Origin of the sequence: Photorhabdus africana, assembly GCF_035181445.1 — a bacterium.
Classification (GTDB): Bacteria; Pseudomonadota; Gammaproteobacteria; order Enterobacterales; family Enterobacteriaceae; genus Photorhabdus; species Photorhabdus laumondii.
The window spans coordinates 90,162-105,357 of sequence record NZ_JAXBVE010000017.1; the positions used below are offsets into that span (position 1 = coordinate 90,162).

The 15,196-nt window shown below is 41.7% G+C and carries 14 protein-coding genes and 1 pseudogene; 13 read left to right on the forward strand and 2 right to left on the reverse strand.

The window, feature by feature from the left end; translation table 11 throughout:
* Positions 1 to 11 precede the first annotated feature (11 nt).
* The 11 genes from fabF (at position 12) to SLS51_RS11885 (ending at position 11,000) form a co-directional block, all read left to right on the forward strand.
* Entirely contained in the window at positions 12 to 1,262 is a 1,251-nt protein-coding gene (gene fabF / locus SLS51_RS11835; protein ID WP_323838538.1) for a beta-ketoacyl-ACP synthase II, read from the forward strand.
* Positions 1,263 to 1,470: 208 nt separating this feature from the next.
* The gene (pabC, locus tag SLS51_RS11840) at positions 1,471 to 2,295 is read left to right on the forward strand and encodes an aminodeoxychorismate lyase (RefSeq protein ID WP_323838540.1); all 825 of its coding nucleotides are present in this window, start codon (positions 1,471 to 1,473) and stop codon (positions 2,293 to 2,295) included.
* A 64-nt stretch (positions 2,296 to 2,359) separates the two neighbouring features.
* Entirely contained in the window at positions 2,360 to 3,385 is a 1,026-nt protein-coding gene (gene mltG, locus SLS51_RS11845; protein ID WP_323838542.1) for an endolytic transglycosylase MltG, read from the forward strand.
* Positions 3,382 to 4,020, forward strand: coding sequence for a dTMP kinase (tmk, locus tag SLS51_RS11850; RefSeq protein WP_323838543.1), 639 nt, complete (start codon positions 3,382 to 3,384; stop codon positions 4,018 to 4,020). Before mltG ends, tmk begins: the two co-directional genes overlap by 4 nt.
* Positions 4,020 to 5,003 (forward strand): DNA polymerase III subunit delta', encoded by a 984-nt coding sequence (gene holB / locus SLS51_RS11855; RefSeq protein ID WP_323838567.1) that lies wholly within the window; start codon positions 4,020 to 4,022, stop codon positions 5,001 to 5,003. Before tmk ends, holB begins: the two co-directional genes overlap by 1 nt.
* 31 nt (positions 5,004 to 5,034) lie before the next feature.
* Positions 5,035 to 5,820 (forward strand): metal-dependent hydrolase, encoded by a 786-nt coding sequence (locus SLS51_RS11860; protein WP_323838545.1) that lies wholly within the window; start codon positions 5,035 to 5,037, stop codon positions 5,818 to 5,820.
* A gap of 70 nt (positions 5,821 to 5,890) precedes the next feature.
* Complete coding sequence (gene hinT / locus SLS51_RS11865; RefSeq protein ID WP_323838547.1) at positions 5,891 to 6,247, forward strand: purine nucleoside phosphoramidase; 357 nt, start codon at positions 5,891 to 5,893, stop codon at positions 6,245 to 6,247.
* 308 nt (positions 6,248 to 6,555) lie between these two features.
* Positions 6,556 to 7,125 carry a penicillin-binding protein activator LpoB gene (gene lpoB / locus SLS51_RS11870; protein ID WP_323838548.1) on the forward strand — a complete coding sequence of 190 codons (570 nt, stop codon included), beginning with the start codon at positions 6,556 to 6,558 and terminating at the stop codon, positions 7,123 to 7,125.
* Positions 7,112 to 7,975 carry a thiamine kinase gene (gene thiK, locus SLS51_RS11875; RefSeq protein WP_323838549.1) on the forward strand — a complete coding sequence of 288 codons (864 nt, stop codon included), beginning with the start codon at positions 7,112 to 7,114 and terminating at the stop codon, positions 7,973 to 7,975. The genes lpoB and thiK overlap by 14 nt, the downstream gene beginning before the upstream one ends.
* A gap of 167 nt (positions 7,976 to 8,142) precedes the next feature.
* Positions 8,143 to 9,165, forward strand: coding sequence for a beta-N-acetylhexosaminidase (nagZ, locus tag SLS51_RS11880; protein ID WP_323838550.1), 1,023 nt, complete (start codon positions 8,143 to 8,145; stop codon positions 9,163 to 9,165).
* A gap of 530 nt (positions 9,166 to 9,695) precedes the next feature.
* Positions 9,696 to 11,000: an NAD(P)/FAD-dependent oxidoreductase gene (locus SLS51_RS11885; protein WP_323838552.1), complete on the forward strand. Its 1,305-nt coding sequence runs from the start codon at positions 9,696 to 9,698 to the stop codon at positions 10,998 to 11,000.
* Between the two features lie 211 nt (positions 11,001 to 11,211).
* Here SLS51_RS11885 and SLS51_RS11890 read toward each other — a convergent pair whose 3' ends face one another.
* Positions 11,212 to 12,888 carry a S8 family peptidase gene (locus tag SLS51_RS11890; RefSeq protein WP_323838553.1) on the reverse strand — a complete coding sequence of 559 codons (1,677 nt, stop codon included), beginning with the start codon at positions 12,886 to 12,888 and terminating at the stop codon, positions 11,212 to 11,214.
* Positions 12,889 to 13,283: 395 nt separating this feature from the next.
* A pseudogene (locus SLS51_RS11895) lies at positions 13,284 to 13,509 on the reverse strand (transposase); the annotation flags it as partial.
* Positions 13,510 to 14,209: 700 nt separating this feature from the next.
* Between SLS51_RS11895 and SLS51_RS11900 the strand changes: the two are divergent.
* Positions 14,210 to 14,434: a hemolysin secretion/activation protein gene (locus tag SLS51_RS11900; protein WP_439126857.1), complete on the forward strand. Its 225-nt coding sequence runs from the start codon at positions 14,210 to 14,212 to the stop codon at positions 14,432 to 14,434.
* A 48-nt stretch (positions 14,435 to 14,482) separates the two neighbouring features.
* Positions 14,483 to 15,196: two-partner secretion domain-containing protein (locus tag SLS51_RS11905; RefSeq protein ID WP_323838555.1), on the forward strand; the 714-nt coding region annotated here is incomplete at its 3' end.

Genomic DNA, 15,196 nt, shown 5'->3' on the forward strand with positions numbered 1-15,196 from the left:
GGAGGATAAGCGTGTCTAAGCGTCGAGTAGTTGTGACCGGACTAGGCATGTTATCTCCTGTCGGTAATACAGCTGAATCTTCTTGGAAAGCTGTTTGTGCCGGACAGAGTGGTATCAGCCTTATTGACCATTTTGACACCAGTCACCATGCAACTAAGTTTGCTGGTCTGGTTAAAGATTTTAATCATGAAGATTTCAATATTTCGCGCAAGGATGCACGAAAAATGGATGATTTCATTCAATATGGTATTGCAGCTGGTGTGCAAGCCATTGAAGATTCTGGAATTGAAGTAACAGAAGCCAATGCTAGTCGTTTTGGTGCTGCTATTGGTTCTGGTATTGGTGGTTTGGGTCTGATTGAAGAAAATCACGGGGCGTTGGTGGCGAGTGGTCCTCGTAAGATCAGCCCATTCTTCGTACCTTCTACGATCGTAAACATGGTAGCAGGTCATCTGAGTATTATTTACGGTTTGCGTGGCCCAAGTATTTCTATCGCCACAGCATGTACGTCAGGTGTACATAATATTGGTCATGCAGCCCGTATTATTGCTTATAATGATGCTGACATTATGCTGGCCGGTGGTGCAGAAAAAGCCAGTACTCCTCTGGGGGTTGGTGGTTTTGGTGCTGCCCGAGCTTTATCTACCCGTAACGATAATCCACAAGGTGCAAGTCGTCCGTGGGATAAAGAGCGCGATGGCTTTGTTCTGGGGGATGGCGCAGGTATCTTGGTACTGGAAGAGTATGAGCATGCGAAGAGACGTGGTGCGAAAATTTACGCAGAAATCGTTGGCTTTGGCATGAGCAGCGATGCTTATCATATGACGTCACCACCAGAAAATGGTGCAGGTGCTGCGTTGGCGATGGAAAATGCTCTGAAAGATGCCGGTATCACTACTAAGCAAGTGGGATATATTAATGCTCACGGTACTTCAACATTTGCTGGGGACTTAGCGGAAGCCCATGCAGTGGAGTCAGTATTTGGTGAAGGTACTGATGTTTTAGTGAGTTCCACCAAATCAATGACGGGTCATTTGTTGGGTGCTGCGGGGGCGGTTGAATCTATTTTCACTATCCTGGCATTACGTGATCAAGTTGTTCCGCCGACTATCAACCTGGAAAACCAGGATGAGAACTGCCGTCTGGATTTCGTGCCAAATGAGTCCCGTAAGGTAGAAGGGATGGAATATGCATTGTGTAATTCTTTCGGTTTCGGTGGCACTAACGGCTCACTGATTTTCCGTAAGATTAAACCTGATTAACAGGTAGAGCTTGATATTACAGAAAAATACGGTTGAATTCCTACTTTAAGGCGATAGTATAGAGAGCTCCAATAGTTAATAATTATTGGAGCTTTTTTGTGGCAAGAATCATGGACATTTTTGCACTCGTATCAGCGATATACTATGATATTGTTTGTTGATAAATTGCATTGAAATGCCTTTTTTGAGTAATTAAGAACAAAATTATATGTATTGGATTAATGGGGAGCGGTGCGACTATTTACCTGCCAATGATCGTTCAGTTCAATTCGGTGATGGTTGCTTCACAACAGTAAAAATAGAACAGGGGCAGGCCGCTTTGCTGTCGCTACATATCCAAAGATTACAAAAGGGCGTTGAAAGGTTATATCTTCCACAACCTGATTGGCAACAGCTTGAAAGCCATATAAGACAGATTGTCTCCACGACTGAACAAGGTGTACTTAAAGTTATTATTTCCCGTGGAACCGGAGGGCGTGGCTATAGTGCTCAGGGGTTTACGCAATCTAATCAGATATTGTCTCTGAGTCCTTATCCCGATAAATATTTGAAACAGCGTCAGAAAGGTTTATCTATGGTGCTCAGTCCGGTACCGATGGGAATAAATCCCTATCTTGCCGGAATTAAACACCTTAATCGATTAGAACAGATATTGATTAAAACATTTATCGAAAAATCAAATACTGATGAAGCTCTGGTACTTGATACTGATGGCTTGCTGGTTGAATGCTGTACTGCAAACATTTTCTGGCGTAAAGGAAAAGATGTGTATACTCCTGACTTACGAGGCTGTGGTATCGAAGGTGTGATGCGGGAAAGAATAATCGCGTTATTATCGGAAAGCGATTATCACTTTTCTTGTATAAGCTGTTATCCCGAAACATTGGCTGATGCAGATGAGGTGATGGTCTGTAATTCTTTAATGCCAATGATACCTGTCAGAGAAATTCAAGTTCATGAAAATCAGCCCAGATGGAAATATCAGTCAAGGGAACTGTATGAGTATTTGCTTCCTGAATGTTTGAAGTTGTAATTCACGATGTATTAAAGTGAACTGTGTTTAAGTGAACAATGTGTTTAAGTGATTAGATTAATTGATGAAATGGAAAAAACGCCTTTTTGCCCTATTGTCTTTGATTGTCATTACGGCAGCAATATTACTCTATGCTGGCTATGAAAAAGTTGAAAAATTTGCAGATCAAACACTAACAATTAAACAGGATCGAATATTTACCCTGCCAGCAGGTATTGGTCGTCATGGTTTGGAAGCGTTACTGGTTCGGGATAACCTGATTGAAGATAGTCATATTTTCCCTTGGTTATTAAGGTTGGAGCCAAAACTTGCCGAGTTCAAGGCGGGAACTTACCCATTAACACGAGAAATGACTTTACGGGAAATGTTGCAACTATTCTCTAGTGGTAAAGAAGCGCAATTTACGGTCCGTTTTGTTGAAGGTAGCCGTTTATCTGACTGGTGGAAAATACTACAGCAATCTGAATATCTTAAACATGAATTGGATAATAAAGATGCTCAGGAATTGGCTGAAATACTCGATATTAAAGATACAGATACTCTGGAAGGGTGGCTTTATCCTGATACCTATCACTATACGGCAGGCACAAGCGATGTAGCATTGCTGAAACGAGCATATCGACAGATGAAAATGACGCTGGAAGAGGAATGGGAAGGTCGCGACAAAAATCTGCCCTATAAGAATGCTTATGAAATGTTGATTATGGCGTCGATTATTGAAAAAGAGACCGGTGTTGAGGCTGAGCGGACAAAAATTGCTTCTGTATTTATTAATCGTTTACGGTTGAATATGCGACTTCAAACTGATCCGACAGTGATTTATGGTTTAGGTGAAAAATATACAGGCACTATTTTTCGTAAAGATTTAACAACATTAACGCCCTACAATACTTATATGATTAATGGTCTGCCACCTACACCGATTGCAATGCCTGGCCTTGCTTCTATAAAAGCGGCTGCACACCCGGCAAAAACCGAATTGCTCTATTTTGTGGCGAATGGCAAAGGTGGTCATACTTTTACAACCAATCTGGCTGCGCATAACAAGGCGGTAAATATTTACCGTCAGAGGTTAAAACAGGACAAATGAACAGCAAATTTATTGTTATTGAAGGGCTGGAAGGTGCGGGAAAAACGTCAGCGATGAAAACAGTCGTTGAAATATTGCAGCAGCACGGTATTCAGAATTTAATTTTTACCCGTGAACCGGGTGGAACACCTCTGGCAGAAAAATTACGTGGGTTAATCAAACAAGGTGTTGAAGGTGAACCTCTGACGGATAAAGCAGAGGTGTTAATGTTATATGCAGCCAGAGTTCAATTAGTCGAAAATGTGATTAAACCTGCTTTGGCCCGCGGTACATGGGTTGTGGGTGATCGTCATGACCTCTCTTCCCAGGCATATCAAGGGGGAGGACGTGGTATTGATAAAAACTTGATGACTTCGCTACGTGATACTGTGCTGGGTGATTTTCGTCCTGACCTGACTATTTATCTCGATCTTCCTCCTCAAATTGGTTTACTGCGTGCCCGTGAACGTGGAGAGTTAGACCGAATTGAAAAAGAGTCGATAGATTTTTTTGATCGTACGCGCAGCCGTTACTTGGAGTTTGCCGCACAGGATAAGAGTATTGTGACCGTCGATGCAGCTCAACCAATAGAGCAAGTACAAGCAGATATTTATCAGGTACTTGGGCAATGGCTAAAGCAGCAGGAAAATGGCTAATGAATTGGTATCCTTGGCTTAATCAGGCCTATCGTCAGTTGGTGGAATCTCATCAGCAAGGACGAGGCCATCATGCTTTATTGGTTCATGCTAATGCTGGTACTGGGGCCGATGTGTTGATCTATGGATTAAGCCGATGGTTAATGTGTCGGAATAGACAGGGGATGAAAAGTTGTGGGAAGTGCCATAGTTGTCACTTGATGATGGCAGAAACTCATCCTGATTGGCATATTATGTCACCGGAGAAGGGTAAAACCAGTGTTGGTGTGGAAGCGGTACGGCAAATTACGGAAAAGCTCTATAGCCGTTCTCAGCAAGGTGGGGTAAAAATTGTCTGGTTACCTTTGACCGAATGTCTGACAGATGCTGCCGCCAATGCATTATTGAAAACGTTGGAAGAGCCGCCGCAACATACCTATTTTCTTCTGGAATGTCGGCAGCCGTCGAGTCTTTTGGCTACTTTACGCAGCCGCTGTTTTTGCTATTTTCTGCCGGTACCTGAGGCGGAAAGTAGCCTTTACTGGTTGCAAAAACAGTTGCCTTTAATTTCTTCGGTCGATGCAATGACAGCGTTGAAACTGTCTCAGGGAGCACCTGTAGCAGCAGAACAATTGTTGCAACCAGAGCAATGGCAGATACGAGAACAGTTTTGCCAGGCTGTTAAACAGGCTTTGGATAAACGTGATGCTTTGTCACTTTTACCCCAACTGAATCATGAAAATGCGCCGCAACGCCTTCATTGGCTTATCAGTTTGTTATTTGATGCGGTGAAGTGGCAACAGCAGTTACAGCGTTATTGTATCAATCAGGATCAACAAACGCTGATTTATCAATTGAGTTCCATGCATACTCTGGCTGTTTTACTGCAAGGCGTTGATGACTGGATGTCTTGTCGTCATCAGTTGCTTTCAGTCATGGGCGTAAATTGGGAATTGTTACTGGCAGAACAGTTGCTCAATTGGGAAAAACAGTTTATTTCATAACCCTGAAATCTTTTTGTATACGAGTTTAAATATGTTGTTAGTTGATTCGCATTGTCATCTCGATTGTCTCGATTATGAAAACCTACATAAAAATGTAGATGATGTTGTTGCGAAAGCGGCAGATCGGGAGGTTAAATTTATGCTGGCAGTAGCGACGACGCTACCTGGTTTCCAGCAAATGAAAACCCTCATTGGTGAACGGGAAAATATCGTATTTTCCTGTGGTATTCATCCGCTTAACTTGGATGAAGGTTATAATTTTGATGAGTTGGCGCGTTTAGCGGCCGGGAATGAAGTTGTTGCACTAGGTGAAACTGGGCTGGATTACTATTATCAACAGGATAATGCTGAATTACAGCGAACCTCATTTCGTGAACATATCCGTATCGGGCGCAAACTCAACAAGCCTGTTATCGTTCATACCCGTAGTGCCCGTGATGATACTTTGAGGGTATTACGTGAAGAACAGGCGCGAGAATGTGGTGGTGTTTTGCACTGTTTTACCGAAGATAAAGATACAGCGAGAGAATTACTGGATTTAGGCTTCTATATTTCATTCTCTGGTATTGTTACTTTCCGTAATGCGGAGCAGATTCGTGAAGCGGCAAGATATGTACCATTGGATCGTATTCTGATTGAAACCGATTCTCCTTATCTTGCACCTGTGCCTCATCGTGGTAAAGAGAACCAGCCTGCCTATGTGCGTGATGTTGCGGAATATATGGCTGTACTTAAGGGAGTGAGTATTGAGGCATTGGCAGAAGTGACCACACAGAATTTTTGCAATTTATTTCATGTTGATGTAGACAAAATTTGATTTATCAACTTGAATCTTTGGCTTGTAGGCGCTCATATATCTGTTATTTTTTGAATATAAGGAAAATGTAATGGCAGAAGAAACTATTTTCAGTAAAATTATTCGCCGTGAAATACCTTCTGATATTGTTTATCAGGATGATCTAGTCACTGCATTCCGCGATATTTCTCCACAGGCCCCGACTCATATTTTGATTATTCCCAATGTTCTGATCCCAACAGTGAACGATGTTAAACCGGAGCATGAAGCAGCATTAGGTCGAATGATGACGGTTGCAGCAAAAATTGCTGAACAAGAAGGCATTGCTGAAGATGGATATCGTTTGATTGTGAACTGTAATCGCCATGCGAGGCAGGAGGTTTATCATATTCATATGCATTTGGTTGGTGGTCGTCATTTAGGACCATTGTTGATGAAGTCAATGTGAAGTACTGAAATTCATAGACATAGGCAGATATTTGGGGGGATGTTTATTCTAAACTGGCTCCGAATATCTCGATTTTGTAATATACCCTATGGATTTCAAGATGGATCGCGACGGCAAGGGAGCGAATCCCTGGGAGCATAGATAACGATGTGACCGGGGTGAGTGAGTGCAGCCAACAAAGAGGCAACTTGAAAGATAACGGGTATAAATGCTGCAAATTTATCATTGGAGTTGAACCGATAATATGTTGCTGGTGTCACAGCAAAAACTTATCTGTTTTTTTAAGACTCTGTAATTGGAATAGGTTGATGAGAAGAATTCTTTTTGTAGCACTATCGGTTATGTTTTTGGCGGGATGTCCATCCTTGCCACCAGAGCAGCCTGAACCTCCGACTCCGGTTGTACCAGTGACCCCATCGGAAAAACCGACACCACCATCTGAAAAGGTACCAGAGCCTCCTAAAATGAGCGCGATTGACTGGGAAAGTACAGTGCAACCATTAGTAGAGCAACTCGTTAAGGCTCATGGGTTGGAAAACGGGAAGTTACTATTAGTTGATACAGTGAAAAACAATACTAACGGTGCATTACAAACCACACAAGCAACTGATGTTTTGCGTCAAGCGGTCAGTAGCGAGCATGTTTTTGAATTAGTACCACAAAATCAGGTGCAAAATGCCCGTCAATCTCTGGGCTTATCTGAAGAAGATAGTTTGGGATTGCGTAGTAAAGCGATTGGTCTGGCGCGTTATTTGAATGCGGATTATGTTCTCTATTCCATAGTTTCAGGTAACAGTGATAAGCGTGATATCGTCATGCAACTGATGCTGGTAAAGACGGGCGAGATTCTTTGGTCAGGGCACGGTGACGTTAAATAATCATAATTGTTTATTGCAGGCATTGTGCAAACAATGGCCGCATACCGCAGTAAACGATTGGAGGATAAGACCGTTAAGTGGGCTGACGAATGAGAGTTATTATGCCACCAATGGTGAATATCATATTGTCGGCCGCAGGCAGGGGCAGCAGGGGAAACAGCTTGGCGTTAATCGTCAGCGTGAAAGCGCCATTCTGCGCCATCTCAGCCAGGTAAAAATTGCTCCGCAAGTCATAGCAATGGTTCCTCACTGGCTGTTGTTGGAATGGCTGCCCGGTCATATTATTGGGCAAAATGAGTTTTCTCAGCCTGACTTTTTGCAAAAATTGGCGGCATTATTAGCTATTTTGCACCATCAGCCTCTGTTTGGTTACCGGCTTCAATTGAGGCATCAGCTAGAAAGCCATTGGTTGCAAATTGATAAAGCGCGTCTTACTCCCTGTTGGTTGCGGCTACATAAACGTTTTATGTTGTCTCCGATGCCTTCAATACTAAAATTATCACCTGCTCATATGGATGTGCATTACGGTAATTTGCTTAATACTTATCGGGGGCTGAAACTCATTGATTGGGAATATGCAATTGATACCGATATTGGGTTTGCGCTAGCGACACTGTTTCGCACTAATCATTGGGATGAGTCGCAGCAGCAGGATTTTTTGAATTACTATTGTAGCCAGCCATCAGGATATTTGAATCGAAAGCTTTTAGAACGTCAGATTAAACATTGGCAACCTTGGGTCGATTACATGATTTTAATGTGGTTTGAAGTGCGCTGGGAACAGAGTGGTGATCCACACTTTTTAGAACTAGCACAACCGTTGCGTCTCTCTTTTGGTTTAACGTTTTAAGCTGCATTGATTGCAGTAATATGAATATATACCCAATGGATTTCAAGATGCATCGCGACGGCAAGGGAGAGAATCCCCGGGAGCATAGATAACGATGTGACCGGGGTGAACGAGCGCAGCCAACAAAGAGGCAACTTGAAAGATAACGGGTATAAGCGAGGAATGTTATGGGTCCGGTTATGTTAGATGTTGTCGGTTATGAATTGGATAATGAAGAAAAGGAAATTTTGCAACATCCATTAGTGGGCGGATTAATTCTGTTTACCCGCAATTTTTATGATGTTGAGCAATTACGAGAATTAGTCCGTCAGATTCGTAAGGCTTCTCGTCATCGTCTTGTGATTGCTGTTGATCAAGAAGGCGGCAGAGTTCAGCGTTTTCGAGAAGATTTCACTTGTTTACCGGCAGCTCAATCTTTTGCTGGATTGAGTGACAATTTCAATGGCACTCAATTGGCGGAAGAGGCGGGTTGGTTGATGGCGTCTGAAATGATTGCTATGGATATCGATATCAGCTTTGCGCCGGTTTTGGATTTAGGTCACCAGTGTGCGGCTATTGGTGAGCGTTCATTCCATGAAGACCCTGAACAAGCCAAGATGATGGCAGAGCATTTTATCAAAGGCATGCATTCTGCCGGAATGAAATCGACAGGTAAACATTTTCCGGGGCATGGGGCTGTTAATGCTGATTCTCATAAAGAAACTCCTTGTGATGATCGCCCGCTGGAAATGATTTGTCGTCATGATATGTCTATTTTTCGTGATTTTATCCAGCGCAATTTGTTGGATGCGATTATGCCGGCTCATGTGATCTATCCTCAGGTAGATAAGCATCCCGCCAGCGGATCGTCATACTGGTTAAAATCAGTGTTGCGTCAGCAATTGGGCTTTAATGGCGTGATATTTTCCGATGATCTCTCTATGGAGGGAGCCGCGATGATGGGAAGTTACGTTGAACGCGGGCAGACTGCACTCAATGCAGGTTGTGACATGATTTTGATATGTAATAACCGTGATGGCGCGGTTAGCGTGCTTGATAATCTGCCGTTGACCAAAGTGGAAAAATTATCAGAATTGTACCATCGAGGTGGTCAATACAATCTGAAAGAGTTAAAGAATTCAAAACGTTGGCAGCAGGCTAATAAAGCACTAACGGCTTTGTATGAACAATGGCAGGATTGCGCACGGTAATTTGTAAAGTGTTTGTGTTACTGCCAAATAGATGACCTTTAGCGTTAATTGTGCGGGAAAATATCCCGCTTTTTTGTATACATAGCATGGTCACATTCCTGAAATTTCTTTGATATCCGGTTTTTTAAGGCCTCTTTTTTGAGGCATATTTTATTTCCTATGTAAATAAGAAGATGAAACAAATAAGAGCTGAATCCAACCAACTGAAAATAAATTGACAAATTTTGTGATTGATGTTTATTTATTCAAAAGAATTTGATGTTGTTCAATTTTGGTATGACCCACTAACCAGTCATGATATTCTGTAATTATCACATCAGTTATTTGTATATACCCAATGGATTTCAAGATGGATCGCGACGGCAAGGGAGTGAATCCCCGGGAGCATAGCAAACTATGTGACCGGGGTGAGCGAGCGCAGCCAACAAAGAGGCAACTTGAAGGATAACGGGTATAAAACTAAATGTTATTTAAAGGTATTATTTTACTGCCCTTAAATAACATTTGGTTTACATTTTAGTGGAGTAGTCATGACAACACCAAAGAAGAGAATTGTTATCATTGGTGGAGGTGCTGGTGGTTTGGAACTGGCAACCAGTCTGGGGCATAAGTTAGGTCGTAAAAAGAAAGCAGAAATTGTGCTGGTGGATCGTAACCAAAGTCATTTATGGAAGCCGTTATTACATGAAGTGGCAACAGGCTCCCTTGACGATGGGGTTGATGCGTTGAGTTATCTGGCTCATGCCCGTAACCATTATTTCAGTTTCCAATTAGGGACGTTGACTGATATTCACCGTGATAGCAAAAAAATTACTTTGACTGAGATCAGGGATGAATATAACGAAGTATTGGTTCCTGAACGTGAATTGAGCTATGACATTTTAGTTATGGCCTTGGGAAGTACATCTAATGATTTTAATACACAAGGTGTGAAAGAGCACTGTATCTTCCTGGATAACCCACAACAGGCTCACCGTTTCCACAATGAAATGTTGAATCTATTTCTTAAATATTCTGCAAACTGTGGTCAGCAAGATAAGGTTAATATTGCTATCGTTGGCGGTGGTGCGACAGGTGTTGAGTTATCAGCGGAATTGCACAATGCGGTAAAACAGCTTAACAGTTATGGTTTTGAAGGGCTGAATTCAGAAGCGTTGAACGTGACATTAGTCGAAGCAGGGGAACGAATTTTGCCTGCATTGCCGACACGTATTTCTGCTGCGGCACATCAGGAACTCACAAAACTTGGCGTTCATGTATTAACCAAAACTATGGTGACCAGCGCTGATGAACGTGGGTTGAATACTAAAGAAGGTGAGCTGATTAAAGCTGATCTCATGGTATGGGCTGCCGGTATTAAAGCACCTGATTTTATGAAAGATATTGCCGGTCTTGAAACTAACCGGATTAATCAGCTAGTGGTAAAGGCAACTCTGCAAACGACACTTGATGATCATATTTTTGCCATTGGTGATTGTGCATCATGCTCGAAGAAGGAAGGTGGCTTTGTTCCGCCAAGGGCACAGGCGGCTCATCAAATGGCTAGCCGCTGTTACAATAATATTATTGCCTTGTTGCATGATAAACCGTTAAAAGAGTATACCTACAAAGATCATGGTTCATTGGTATCATTATCTAAATTCAGTACGGTGGGTAGCTTGATGGGCAATTTGATGCGTGGTTCAATGATGATCGAAGGGCGTATAGCCCGTGCTGTCTATATCTCTTTATATCGTATGCATCAGGTGGCTTTACATGGTTATATTAAAACTGGCTTGATGATGCTTGTTGGCGGAATTAACCGTGTTATCCGTCCACGATTGAAACTGCATTAATTATTTAATTGATATATACCCTATTGATTTCAAGATGCACCGCGGCGGCAAGGGAGCGAATCCCCGGGAGCATAGATAACTATGTGACCGGGGTGAGGGAGTGCGGCCAACAAAGAGGCAACTTGAAAGATGACGGGTATAAGGCCACCCGTAGAATAACGGGTGGCCCTGATAAAGCATCACTACTTTAATCTGAAATCATTTACCTTAATTAAGAAAACAGGCGATCAACTAATTTGAAAGCATTTGCGACATTTGGTCGTGTGCCGATTCCTTGTAATTCTCCTATTGTAAAACCACTACTTTTAACCAGTGTTGCTATTTGAGTGCAATTAAGATATTTATGATACTTTAATTTGGCATAGGACTGAATAAGCGCTAATGCACCTGAGACTAAAGGTGTAGCACTGGATGTTCCATTATAACTGCGTGTATAATTTCTATTATTTCCTGGTAGGTACTGTAAGTTTGTATACCCAGTAGTTGTGACATTCTCACCCCAAGAATTTAAACTGGTGTGAAGATTATGATTGGAAAAGCCTAACCTGTGTCCATTAATTGATGTACAGGCACCGATCATAATACCGCCAGGATCGCCATAATTAGGGAAAGTGAAGTCATAGGCTAAATTAATACCACTATTACCAGAAGCGAAAATAATTATTGCCCCTGCATCAGCACAACTTTTTATTCTTTGCCAATTAGATTTGAGATAGGTAAAAGGATAATATCTATTATTGGCTACAGTTTGAATATTTAAACTAATAATATCTCCTGGTAAAAAGCTATATATTATTCTATCAAAATCATCGACGTCATAAAAACGGAATTGACATTCGTGAGCAATACCCGTCACACCGAATTTATTATCTTTTGCAGCAATACAGCCGGTGGCTGCTGTGCCGTGATTACAATCTTGTGTTTCTGGGCGGCTGTTGATAACCGTAATATTACCAACTAAATCTTCATGGTTTCTATAAACGCCAAAATCAAGATGGTGTACAGTGACGCCTTTGCCTTTATAACCTTCATCCCAGGCCTTTCTAATATTCATACCACTGTGTTCGTCTAAATATCCCTGTAGATGTGAAAAATCAGGTGTAACGATATGAATAGTATCAAATTCAGGAATTATCGTTTCCTCTTTGGATAGAAGTAAAGGCGGTGGCGGTAGTTCTTTCAAAATCGGCGTAAGAGAGCAAAATTCGACGTAATCCAGTTTCTCCAGTTCATTGGCTAACTTGACTAAATCAGCATGATTAATATCAGCATCTATCTTATAAAGATGAGTTAATTTACTGAATTCTGGTGTTTTCCAGGTTTTCTTATCTAAATCTTCTTGATTAAAAACAGGTTTTATCTCTATTGAGTGTTGATATGAATTAAAAGCAGGTAATAAATTATCTTTTTCTATTTTAAATTTTTTAAATCCATCAGGGGAAAACATAATCTCAAGGTTATATTTCAAATTCTTATTTGGGATATCATTGTTTCCTTTTAAAGAGATAATGTTTTCTTTGGAAGGTATCTGTTTCAGTGGTATATGGTTAATGTTGATATTATCAGTTTTGTTTTTATCTATCTCATCGATTTTTTTATCGATATCAAATAGAAAGTCTGATTCTTTTATTTCTATATCTTCTGGTGTAAGCGCGGCAATTGTTTTACCATCTTTTTTAATGGTAGTTTCTATTGTATAATTTGCGGGTTTAAGTGAAGTCAAACAGATGAGTTGATTATCTTCACTATAACATTCATATATCTCTTTTGTGTTTGAATTGGTTACGGTGTATTTTATTTCTGTATCGTTACTAATTTCACCGTGACATTTAAGATATAAATTACCGTCAAATTTTGCAGATTGAAAATACTCAAGGGATATGGACATTTTCATTCTCCTATTTGGTTAATTGCCTCTTGAGTATAACTATAATTCGGTATCTCATATTATTATTATTTCTCAGTCCATTGTTCTGTTAGAGAATAACTGGATTATTTATACTGATTATTACTGAGTGTGATTTATAAGTTAATTTATACCCGTCATCTTTCAAGTTGCCTCTTTGTTGGCTGCACTCGCTCACCCCGGTCACATAGTTTGCTATGCTCCCGAGGATTTACTCCCTTGCCGCCGCGATGCATCTTGAAATCCATAGGGTATATAATCGCTTTGGTGAGGAAGTTATTTTTCTTAAAATAAAAAGTAGGTTTTTATTAAGACGATTAAGTCTGAATGACCTTATTAATAGTGTAGGATAAATTCGCATAATAAGTGCAACATCGTTACTCTGGAAGTAAATATATCTGTATTCCTTTAAATAATTCATTGGGTGTTTTACCACCCCGAGTTTTGCAGGAGCGATTACTTAATCGGTTTACCACAAAATCTATTTCCTGCTCAGAGATTTCATTAAAATTGGTTCCCTTTGGAAAGTACTGCCTGATTAACCCATTGATATTTTCATTGGTCCCTCCTTTCCCAAGGTGAATAAGGGTGAGAAAAGTAAATTTACGGCTCTAATTTAGTTCATGCTCTGCGAACTCTAAATATAGTATCATCTTCCCAATCGCCACTACGTTTAGCTCTCCAATTACGGAGAATGACGCTAACAAATCATGCTATTTATCCCATATAATTATAAAGGATTTAGGTTAATTGATCTTCTGGCAGATCGAGCGGCAGGTAAAAACAAGACTGGCATGGATAAATCCTCCCTAGAGATCTTTGTCTCATTAGGCTTCATGATTTTTTCCAATCTGTGAGTTAATTACGGAGTCTAATGGTTATCTTCCAACCGCAATAACATAGCCTGTCCTGCCGACTGAGCTAAAAGCAACCCTCTAACCTAATCATAAAAGGTAGCATCCCATCACAGATTTACGACAATATTCACTTTTAAAGTTATTTAATACTGAAATCAAACATCATAAATGTGATGTAAATCACATTATTAAAATAAAACAATAAAATTAATTTGAAATTATTAATGTTGATTATTAAATGGTTAATATTAATCTATTTTTTATACAATACCGTTACAAAATAATCACATTGGCCTGTTTTTTGCTTTGTCATATAACCTCTTGTTTTTGCTGCTATCTTAACCAACTCCCTATTTTAGTTGCCCGGTTGATAATCAACCACAAATATTGATCGCTAAGTTAAATTCGTGGTTAATGCTGTTTCGACATTGTGGAATAGAAAGTCAATGAAAAGCAGTATTTTAGTATTAACGGTTTTTTATAGCGTAGTCTCAGGCAGTCAAGCCGCCGATATCGCAGATCAACAACTCATTCATCAACAGGCCCGCCAGCAAGCCCTGGAAGCGCAATTAGCCCCGCCGCCCGCGGAGGTTCACCTGTCTGTACCGGAAACCGCCGGTTTCCAAACCTCCCCGGTCACGGCCGGCTTCAACCTGTATTGGCAGTATTAATTCAAATAACAAAGCTGCCCGTGGGTAGTGTTGTGTGGAGCAAACGTCATGAACACGCAGTTATATCGTATTATCTTTAATCAGGCCCGTCAGATGTGGATGGTGGTGGCCGAGATAGCGCGGGCCGGACGGGGACGAACCGGACGCCGCACGCGTCGTCCCTCTTCCCCACAGCGTCGTTGCCGACTCACTGCGCTACGGTTTGGGGTGTTGTTCGCCCTTGGCGGGATTTCACTCACCGCACAGGCGGCGATTGTGGCCGATGGACAGGCGCCGGGGCGCCAGCAACCGACGATCATTCGCAGCGCCAACGGCACACCACAGGTTAATATCCAGACGCCGGGCGCCGACGGCGTTTCCCACAATCGTTATCGCCAGTTTGATGTGGATAAACAGGGGGTGATCCTCAATAACAGCCATCAGGCCACCCAGACGCAACTCGGCGGCATGGTGGCGGGCAATCCGTGGTTAGCCAAAGGGGATGCCAGCGTTATCCTCAATGAGGTCAACAGCCATAACCGCAGTCACCTCAACGGCTGGATTGAAGTGGCCGGGCATAAAGCCGAGGTGATTATTGCCAATCCTTCGGGCATCACCTGTAACGGTTGCGGGTTCATTAACGCGCATCGCACCACGCTCACCACCGGACAAGCCCTGATGGAGCGGGGCCGGTTGAAAGGGTTTGATGTCAATCAGGGGGAAGTGCGGATTGACGGGCACGGCATGGACAGTACACAGCAAAGTTACACCGATATTATCGCC

What these genes read in the sequence shown, in the direction of transcription:
- pabC (WP_323838540.1), top strand. Translation starts at nt 1,471, where the DNA reads ATGTATTGGATTAATGGGGAGCGGTGCGACTATTTACCTGCCAATGAT.
- mltG (WP_323838542.1), top strand. Translation starts at nt 2,360, where the DNA reads ATGAAATGGAAAAAACGCCTTTTTGCCCTATTGTCTTTGATTGTCATT.
- tmk (WP_323838543.1), top strand. Translation starts at nt 3,382, where the DNA reads ATGAACAGCAAATTTATTGTTATTGAAGGGCTGGAAGGTGCGGGAAAA.
- holB (WP_323838567.1), top strand. Translation starts at nt 4,020, where the DNA reads ATGAATTGGTATCCTTGGCTTAATCAGGCCTATCGTCAGTTGGTGGAA.
- SLS51_RS11860 (WP_323838545.1), top strand. Translation starts at nt 5,035, where the DNA reads ATGTTGTTAGTTGATTCGCATTGTCATCTCGATTGTCTCGATTATGAA.
- hinT (WP_323838547.1), top strand. Translation starts at nt 5,891, where the DNA reads ATGGCAGAAGAAACTATTTTCAGTAAAATTATTCGCCGTGAAATACCT.
- lpoB (WP_323838548.1), top strand. Translation starts at nt 6,556, where the DNA reads ATGAGAAGAATTCTTTTTGTAGCACTATCGGTTATGTTTTTGGCGGGA.
- nagZ (WP_323838550.1), top strand. Translation starts at nt 8,143, where the DNA reads ATGGGTCCGGTTATGTTAGATGTTGTCGGTTATGAATTGGATAATGAA.
- SLS51_RS11885 (WP_323838552.1), top strand. Translation starts at nt 9,696, where the DNA reads ATGACAACACCAAAGAAGAGAATTGTTATCATTGGTGGAGGTGCTGGT.
- SLS51_RS11890 (WP_323838553.1), bottom strand. Translation starts at nt 12,888, where the DNA reads ATGTCCATATCCCTTGAGTATTTTCAATCTGCAAAATTTGACGGTAAT.
- SLS51_RS11900 (WP_439126857.1), top strand. Translation starts at nt 14,210, where the DNA reads ATGAAAAGCAGTATTTTAGTATTAACGGTTTTTTATAGCGTAGTCTCA.